General features: G+C 41.4%; 1 pseudogene. It reads right to left on the reverse strand.

The annotated features are described in order from the left end of the window. Positions 1 to 249, reverse strand: a pseudogene (locus IAI56_RS16035) (IS1182 family transposase); the annotation flags it as partial.

Consider the following 249-nt stretch of genomic DNA (forward strand, 5'->3'; position numbering starts at 1 on the left):
GTAGGCATTGATATTTTTTTGGTGTAAATAGGCTAAGGCTTCGCCGCTGCTATAACCACCATCAGCTAGGAGTTCTTGGAGTTCAATGTTGTTTTCGTTTAGGTTTTCTTCGGTAAGTTCTACAATTTGTTCTAAACACTGACTGTCGCGTTTGTCTGCAAAATCTGAACATGCGCCTGTAATGACATGATGGGCATCGTCTACAGCGATTTGTCCAAAATAGTTTAACTGACGTGCTTTGCCTGGTTT

Source organism: Flavobacterium macrobrachii (genome assembly GCF_014486675.1).
Lineage (GTDB): Bacteria > Bacteroidota > Bacteroidia > Flavobacteriales > Flavobacteriaceae > Flavobacterium > Flavobacterium macrobrachii.